The sequence below is a fragment of the Mycobacterium sp. E136 genome, assembly GCF_001666865.1.
Classification (GTDB): domain Bacteria; phylum Actinomycetota; class Actinomycetes; order Mycobacteriales; family Mycobacteriaceae; genus Mycobacterium.
Genome location: NZ_LZJE01000390.1, coordinates 1 through 8,643 on the forward strand (window position 1 = coordinate 1; position 8,643 = coordinate 8,643).

The following is an 8,643-nucleotide window of genomic DNA, read 5'->3' on the forward strand; positions in this document are numbered from 1 at the left end:
CGGCACGACGGCCGCCGCGGGTGTCAACGGCTCGCGGGCGCGGCTGCCGTACAAGCTCGATCCGGCGAGCACACCGGTCATGGGCAGCTGGCGTCCCGGCACGCAGCAGCCCGCGCAGCTGCGCTCGGCCTGGTACCGCCTGCCGTCGCGCGACGACGTCGGTCCGCTGCTGGTCGTTTCCGCGGCAGGGCGTTTCGACGCCGGTGAGGTCGCCGTGCAGTGGGCCACCGACGAGCAGGCCGCGGCCGACGAGCCGGGCGGCGCCATCGGATTCGCCGACGTCGGCGCGTCTCCGGCGTGGCGCAACCTGCGCGCTCCGCTGGACGCGATACCGGGGGAGGCCACCCAGATCCGGCTGGTGGCCTCCGACGACGACCTCGATCCGCAGCACTGGATCGCGGTGACGCCGCCGCGGATACCACAGTTGCGCACGCTGCAGGACGTCGTCGGGTCGTCGGACCCCGTGTTGCTCGACTGGCTGGTCGGCCTGGCGTTCCCGTGCCAGCGGCCGTTCGGCCATCAGAACGGTGTCGTCGAGGTGCCGCAGTGGCGGATTCTGCCCGACCGCTTTGGCGCCGAGGCGAACTCGCCGGTGATGGACTATCTCGGCGGCGGTCCGCTCGGCATCACCGAGCTACTCTTGCGCGCGACGACGGTGCCGACCTACCTCGACGACGACTGGTTCCGCGACTGGGGCTCGCTGCAACAACTCACGCCGTGGTACCCGAACGCCGCGGAGGCTCGGCTGGACCTCGGCACGGCGACGCGCAGCGGGCTGTGGAGCCCGGCGCCGTTGCGGTTGTCGTAGAAGCGTCATCGCGGGCTTAGCGGGTTGATCGCACGCATGTGGTGGGTGTTGCGTGGAATCAACCCGTCAGACGAATCCGAACAACGGCGGCAGCGCCAACACCACGATCGCGGCCCACACCCCGTAGACCGGAAGGTAGCGCGTCTGCCACCGCTCGACGTCGCCGAACGGCCGCCGTCGCCGCAGGAAGCCGACAACCAGCCACGCCGACCAGGCCAGGTTGACCAGCAGCACGAGGTTCATACCGAGCGCGGCGACCTTGTTCGGGCTGTAGCCGAACTCGGCGATGCGCATCAGCATCGCGGCGAGCATCAGCACGTCGACCGCCAGCGCGCTGAGCACGAGAACCAGTTGCAGCCAGTCGAATACGGTCGGCCGGGCCAGCGGGTCGCGGGCCGAGATCGCATACAGCAGCAGCCCCAGCACCAACACCAGGATGAGGTCCATCAGGATCAGCAGGTAGCGGTCGACGCCTATCACGCTGCCTGCGGTCGCGAATGCCACCAGCAGCGCCAGCAGCATGACGATCGTCAGCGGCGTGAACACCCGCGTCAGCACCGGCGCGATATTCTCAATGACACTCTGCTTGGCCTCGACCAACCACGCCGCAACGAGTACCGCCACCGGCACCATGACCGGCAACGCCCAATCGCCGACGAACTCCTCGGCGTCCAGTCCGACGGCGTCGAACGCGCCGCCGGTCAACAGCAAGAGCACCGCGAGGCCGATCAGCAGCAACGTCAGGTACACGACGAACTCACCGGTGAACCGGATGAAATCCATTCGGCGCGAATCGGATCGCCATCTACCGCCGACGTAGGCGAATCCGACCAGCAGCCACAACACGATCGGCGCATGGATTCCGGCCAGCGCCTCGGTGTCGGGATCGTCGAAGACGTCGTCACCGAACGGGTAGGTGTTGATCGCGACCGCGAGCGCGACGGCCGGCACCGCGAGCACGGCCCATTGCCGCCACGCCAACCGTCGCTTCCACGCGAAATACCCTGCCAGGAACGGGAACACGAGAAACGCGATGTTGCGCCACAGCGTCAGTTCGTCGTCGAGCAGCGCCGAACCCAGCCTGACCGCGACGCCCGCGCCGACGCCGAGGGCGAGGACGACGAACAGCTCCCGGTTCGTCCGGGCCGTCGCCCCCGATTCCTCAGATACGAGCACCAGCTGCTTCCACAGCCGGTCGGAGTGCTCGCGGGCGAACTCGCGGCTGATCGCGTCGACGTTGCCCATCCGCTTCACCGCGACCAGGAACGCCTCGTCATCGGAGAGCCCGCAGCGCGACAGGTCGGCGATCTGCTCCCGGAGGTGATCCTCCATCTCCTCGACGTCCGCCGCGGCGATCGCGCGGTGGCGTTGAACGTAACCACGCCACTGGGCGATCTGCGATTCGAGCTCGGTGTCCGCCACCATCACGCCCACCCCGGCGCGACGTCGGCGGACAACGGCTTCCATACGCGGTCGAGCGCCTCGGCGACAACGGTCCACTGGCGGCGCCGTTCGGCGAGCACCTCCCGCCCCGCGGCGGTGATGGCGTAGTGCTTGCGGCGGCGCCCGCCGTCGGAGACCCGCCAGTCCGCCGAGACGTAGCCCTGGCGTTCCAGCCGGTGCAGCAGCGGATAGAGCATGCCGTCCGTCCATTGCATCCGCCCGCCCGACAACTCGTTGACCCGCTTGATGAGTGCGTAGCCGTACGACTCGCCGTCGGCCAGGATGCCGAGCACCAACGGGGTGGCAGACGCGGCAACGAGGTCCTTGTCGATGTGCACGCCGCCACCTCCGATACCTAGCAGATCTAGGTCATACCCTAGCAGTTCTAGGCATATCGGCCTGGCGTCACCGACTCACGAGATTTCGTCGCCTACCATCGACGCTCGTGCCTGCTCATCGAATCGCGCGATTGATCGCCGTCGTCGCAGGCATCGCCGGTGTACTGCTGTGCGGTCTGGTCCCGCTGCTGCCGGTCAAACAGACCACCGCGACCATCCTGTGGCCACAGGGCACGGGGCCCGACGGGTTCGTCAGCGATATCACCGCCCCGCTGGTCTCCGGTGCGCCGCAGTCCCTCGACATCTCCATTCCCTGCCGGGCCGTCGCCACGCTGCCCGCCGACGGTGGCCTGGTGCTCTCCACCGTCCCCCCGGGCGGAATCGACGCCAGCCGCAACGGGTTGTTCGTGCGTGCCACGGGCGACGTCGTCGTGGTGGCGTTCCGCGACTCCGTCGCCGCGGTCGCACCGCGCCCGGCCGTCGAGGGCGGCGCCTGCAGCACGCTGCACATCTGGGCCAACCCGGGTGAGGTCGGCGCCGACTTCATCGGGCTTCCCGGTTCCGCGGGCACCCTGCCCGCCGAGGAGAAACCACAGGTCGCCGGGGTCTTCACGGATATGGAGGTGGCCGCGCAGGAGGGACTGTCGGCACGCATCGACGTCGACACCCGCTTCATCACCTCGCCCACCGCGCTCAAGCTCGCCGTGATGGTGCTCGGGGTCGCCTGCGTGATCGCGTCGATCGCCGCGCTGGCGGTGCTGGACCGCCGGAGCCGCTCCGGCGGCGACATTGGGCTCCGGAGCCGCTCCGGCGGCGACATTGGGCTCCGGAGCCGCTCCGGGCGTCGCGTGCCGCGCGCCTGGCGCCGTTTCTGGCGCGCGGGCTTCTGGCACTGGATGGCCGACCTTTCAGTCGTCGGCACGCTGCTGCTGTGGCACGTCATCGGCGCCCTGTCGTCGGACGACGGATACAACCTCACGATTGCGCGGGTCTCGGCCGACGCCGGCTACAACGCCAACTACTACCGCTTCTTCGGCGCCTCTGAGGCCCCGTTCGACTGGTACCAATCGCTGCTGTCGGCGTTCGCCTCGGTCAGCACCGCAAGCGTGTGGATGCGCCTGCCCGCGACGCTGGCCGCCATCGGCGCCTGGCTGATCGTGAGCCGCTGCATCGTCCCGCGACTGGGCCGCGGCCCGGCCGCCAACCGGGTGACGGTGTGGACGGCCGGAGCGGTGTTCCTGGCGGCGTGGCTGCCGTTCAACAACGGCCTGCGACCCGAACCGCTCATCGCCTTCGGCACGGTCGCCGTGTGGGTGCTGGTGGAGAACGCCGTCGCCACCCGGCGGACGTGGCCGGCCGCGCTCGCGATCGTCGTCGCGGTCTTCTCCGTCACGCTGGCGCCCCAGGGCTTGATCGCCATCGCGCCGCTGCTGGTGGGGGCCCGTGCGATCGTGCGCACCGTACGCGTCCGCCGTCCGGTCGACGGCGTCCTGGCGCCGCTGGCCGCGCTACTGAGCGCGCTCGCGCTGATCTTCGTGGTGGTCTTCCGTGATCAGACGCTGGCCACCGTCGCCGAGTCGGCCCGTATCAAGTACGTCGTCGGCCCGACGATCGCGTGGTACCAGGAGTTCCTGCGCTACTACTTCCTCACCGTCGAGGACAGCGTCGACTCGTCCCTGACCCGGCGCTTCGCGGTGCTGGTGCTGCTGCTGTGCCTGTTCGGCATGCTCGCGGTGCTGCTGCGGCGCGGCGGCGTGGTCGGCATGGCGCGCGGCCCGGTCTGGCGGCTGATCGGATCGACCGCGATCGGCCTTCTGCTACTGACATTCACGCCTACCAAGTGGGCGGTGCAGTTCGGTGCGTTCGCCGGGCTGGCCGGTGCGCTCGGGGCGGTGACGGCGTTCGCCTTCTCCCGCGTCGGGCTGCACAGCCGTCGGAACCTCGCGCTCTACGTCACCGCGTTGCTGTTCGTATTGGCCTGGGCCACATCGGGAATCAACGGCTGGTTCTACGTCGGCAACTACGGTGTGCCGTGGTTCGACAAGCAGCCGGTCATCGCGGGCATCCCCGTGACCGGGATTTTCCTCGCGCTCGCGATCGTCACCGGCCTGCTCACCGGGTGGTTGCACTTCCGCATGGACTACGCGGGGCACACGCAGGTCGCCAACACCAAGCGGAACCGCGTGCTCGCGTCGACGCCGCTGCTCGTGGTGGCGACGATCATGGTGGTGCTCGAGGTCGGCTCCATGGCCAAGGGCGCGGTGCAGCGCTATCCCGTGTACACCACCGCGAAGGCGAACGTTTCGGCACTGCAGTCGGGGCTCTCGGACAGCAGCTGCGCGATGGCCGACGACGTGCTCGTCGAGCCCGACACGAATGCCGGTATGTTGCAACCGGTTCCGGGCCAGCGGTTCGGGGAGTACGGCCCGCTCGGCGGCGAGGATCCGGTCGGTTTCACCCCCAACGGTGTGAGCGACACCCTCGAGCCGCCCGAGCCGATCACGGCCAACCCCGGCACGGTCAACTCCGACGGATCCCCGAACGAACCGAACATCGGGATCGGTTTCGCCGCAGGCACCGGCGGTGGTTACGGACCTGTCGGCGTGAACGGTTCGAACGTGTTCCTGCCGTTCGGGCTCGACCCCGAGCGCACGCCGGTGATGGGCAGCTACGACGAGAACACCGTGGCGGCCAAGGTGACGTCGGCGTGGTACCAGCTGCCGCCACGCACTCCGGACCGGCCGCTGGTCACCGTCGCTGCCGCGGGCGCGATCTGGTTCTACGAGGAGGACGGCTCGTTCAACTACGGACAGTCGCTCAAGCTGCAGTGGGGCGAGCACCGTCCCGACGGCAGTTACGTGCCGCTGACCGAGGTGCAACCGATCGACGTCGGCCCCGGACCCCAAAAGGCCTGGCGCAACCTGCGTTTCCCGCTCACGACCGCGCCACCGGAGGCGAACGTCGCGCGCATCGTCGCCGATGACCCGAACCTGTCCACCGACCAGTGGTTCGCGTTCACCCCGCCGCGCGCGCCGGTGCTGGAGACGGCGCAAGAATTCCTCGGCTCGCAGACGCCGGTGCTGATGGACATCGCGACGGCCGCGAACTTCCCCTGCCAGCGCCCGTTCTCCGAACATCTGGGCGTCGCCGAACTTCCGGAATACCGGATCCTTCCGAACCTCAAGCAGGTAGTCGTGTCGTCGAACCAGTGGCAGTCTGCCCAGGACGGCGGCCCGTTCCTGTTCATCCAGGCGTTGTTGCGCACCGCGACGATCCCCACGTACCTGCGTGACGACTGGTACCGCGACTGGGGTTCGATCGAGCGCTATCTGCGGGTCGTGCCCGAAGCCGAGGCGCCCGACGCGGTTGTCGAACAAGGAACGGAGCGCGTGTTCGGTTGGAGCCGAAACGGACCCATCAGGGCGCTGCCATGAGACAGACATCGAGTTCCGACGTGCGCATCGCCCGCTGGGTGGCGGCGATCGCAGGGTTGATCGGCTTCGTGTTGTCGGTGGCTACTCCGCTGCTGCCCGTGGAACAGACGACCGCGACGCTGAACTGGCCCCAGCAGGGGCAGGTGAACAGCATCACCGCACCGTTGATCACGCAGACTCCGGTGCGGATGACGGTGACGGTGCCGTGCGACGTGATCCGTTCGATGCCGCCGCGCGGCGGAATGGTTCTGGGCACCGCGCCCAAGGACGGTAAACAGGCCGCGCTGCAGAGCCTGTTCGTCACCGTCAACACGCAACGCGTCGACATCACCGACCGAAACGTCGTGGTGGCCAGCGTGCCCCGGGCACGCGTGGTCGGAACCGACGGTGCCCCAGGCTGTTCGCGCATCGAGATCACGTCCTCCGAGGAGGGCACCTTCGCGACGTTCGTCGGGCTCACAAAGGCGGACGGCTCGCCGCAGTACACCGGCTTCCCGGACCCGAATCTGCGTCCGGCGATCGTCGGGGTGTTCACCGACCTGACCGGGCCCGCGCCACCGGGGTTGAGCCTGTCCGCGGAGATCGACACCCGATTCACCACCCAGCCAACGCCGTTGAAGCTGACGGCGATGGTGCTGGCGATCGTGTCGACGGCGATCGCGCTACTCGCGCTGTGGCGCCTGGACCGCACGGACGGCAGGCGCATGCGCAGGTTGATCCCGCAGCGGTGGCGCACGTTCACCGCCACCGACGTCGTCGTCATCGGCGGCTTCGCCCTCTGGCATGTGATCGGGGCCAACTCGTCGGACGACGGCTACATCCTCGGCATGGCGCGGGTGGCCGGCCACGCCGGCTACATGTCGAACTACTTCCGGTGGTTCGGCAGCCCCGAGGATCCGTTCGGCTGGTACTACAACCTGCTCGCCATGATGACCAGCGTCAGCGACGCCAGCATCTGGATGCGGCTGCCCGACCTGGTGTGCGGAATCCTGTGCTGGCTGTTGCTGTCTCGCGAGGTGCTGCCGCGGTTGGGTCCCGCCGTCGCCGCGAGCAAGCCCGCGCTGTGGGCGGCCGGCCTGGTGCTGTTGGCCGCGTGGATGCCGTTTAACAACGGCCTGCGCCCGGAAGGCCAGATCGCCACCGGCGCACTGATCACCTACGTGCTCATCGAGCGGGCCATCACCTCCGGACGGCTGACCCCCGCGGCGTTCGCGATCATCACGGCGGCGTTCACGCTCGGCATCCAGCCGACGGGCCTGATCGCGGTGGCCGCGCTGGTGGCCGGCGGCCGCCCGCTGCTGCGCATCCTCGTGCGCCGGCGTCAGGCGGTGGGCCTGTGGCCGCTGCTGCTGCCGCTGTTGGCCGCGGGCACCGTGATCCTGACCGTGGTCTTCTTCGACCAGACCATCGCAACGGTGTTGGAAGCCACCAGGATTCGCACCGCCATCGGCCCCAACCAGGAGTGGTACACCGAAAACCTGCGGTACTACTACCTGATCCTGCCGACGGTGGACGGATCGCTGTCGCGCCGGTTCGGCTTCCTGATCACCGCACTGTCGCTCTTCGCTTCGATGTTCATCATGCTGCGGCGCGGACGGGTGCCCGGTGTGGCGCGGGGTCCCGCGTGGCGGCTGATGGGGATCATCCTCGGCACCGTGTTCTTCCTGATGTTCACCCCGACCAAGTGGGTGCATCACTTCGGGCTGTTCGCCGCCGTGGGCGCCGCAATGGCAGCGCTGGCGACGGTGTTGGCCTCGCCGAAGGTGCTGGCGTGGTCGCGTAACCGGATGGCGTTCCTGGCGGCCGTGCTGTTCGTGATCGCGCTGTGCTTCGCGACCACCAACGGCTGGTGGTACGTATCGAGCTACGGCGTCCCGTTCAACAACGACGAACCGAAGCTCGGCGGCGTCACGGTCAGCACGATCTTCTTCGTGCTCTTCGCGATCGCGGCGATATGGGCGGCCTGGCTGCACTTCTCGTCGAGGACCCGCGGCGAAGGTCGCATCGCGAGGGCGTTGACCGCGGCGCCGATTCCTGTTGTCGCGGGCTTCATGGTGGTGGTTTTCGTCGGGTCGATGGTCGTCGGCGTGGTGCGCCAGTACCCCACGTACTCGAATGCATGGGCCAACCTGCGCGCATTCACCGGCGGCTGCGGTTTGGCCGACGACGTGCTCGTCGAACCGAACGCCAACGACGGCTTCCTGACGCCGCTGCCCGGCGACTACGGACCGCTCGGGCCGCTGGGCGGTGTCGGACCCGTCGGATTCACGTCTGACGGCGTGCCGGAAAAGATTGTCGCCGAGGCGATCCGGGTCAACCTGCCGATGCCGGGCACCGACTACGACTGGGATCAGCCGACCAAGCTGAAGACCCCCGGGATCAACGGCTCGACCGTGCCGCTGCCGTACGGGCTCGACCCGAAGAAGGTGCCGCTGGCCGGTAGCTACGTCGAAGGGCCGCAGCAGGAGAGCACGCTGGCGTCGGCGTGGTACGAACTGCCCGCGGCCGACGACGGGCATCCGCTCGTGGTCGTCACCGCCGCCGGGACCATCACGGGCAACAGCGTGTTCAACGGACGCACCGAGGGCGAGACCGTCGAGTTGGAGTATGCGCGGCGCGG

The 8,643-nt window shown here is 68.7% G+C and carries 5 protein-coding genes; 3 read left to right on the top strand and 2 right to left on the bottom strand.

Going from position 1 to position 8,643, the window contains the following annotated elements; translation table 11 throughout:
- On the top strand, window positions 1–808 hold an 808-nt coding region (locus tag A5698_RS26525; protein ID WP_197506906.1), incomplete at its 5' end, for an arabinosyltransferase C-terminal domain-containing protein.
- A gap of 66 nt (window positions 809–874) precedes the next feature.
- Here the strand turns inward: A5698_RS26525 and A5698_RS26530 are convergent.
- Both A5698_RS26530 and A5698_RS26535 read right to left on the bottom strand, forming a co-directional pair.
- Window positions 875–2,233, bottom strand: a complete 1,359-nt coding sequence (locus A5698_RS26530; RefSeq protein ID WP_068303220.1) for a permease prefix domain 1-containing protein — start codon at window positions 2,231–2,233, stop codon at window positions 875–877.
- Window positions 2,233–2,589 (bottom strand): PadR family transcriptional regulator, encoded by a 357-nt coding sequence (locus A5698_RS26535; protein WP_068303218.1) that lies wholly within the window; start codon window positions 2,587–2,589, stop codon window positions 2,233–2,235. The genes A5698_RS26530 and A5698_RS26535 overlap by 1 nt, the downstream gene beginning before the upstream one ends.
- 107 nt (window positions 2,590–2,696) lie before the next feature.
- On the opposite strand from A5698_RS26535, the gene A5698_RS26540 reads away from it, so the two are divergent.
- Window positions 2,697–6,023, top strand: a complete 3,327-nt coding sequence (locus tag A5698_RS26540) for an arabinosyltransferase domain-containing protein (RefSeq protein ID WP_068303219.1) — start codon at window positions 2,697–2,699, stop codon at window positions 6,021–6,023.
- On the top strand, window positions 6,020–8,643 hold a 2,624-nt coding region (locus A5698_RS26545; RefSeq protein ID WP_068303225.1), incomplete at its 3' end, for an arabinosyltransferase domain-containing protein. The genes A5698_RS26540 and A5698_RS26545, both read left to right, overlap by 4 nt.

Excerpts from the sequence above, each read along its gene's own strand:
- A5698_RS26530 (WP_068303220.1), bottom strand. The coding sequence starts at position 2,233 with ATGGTGGCGGACACCGAGCTCGAATCGCAGATCGCCCAGTGGCGTGGT.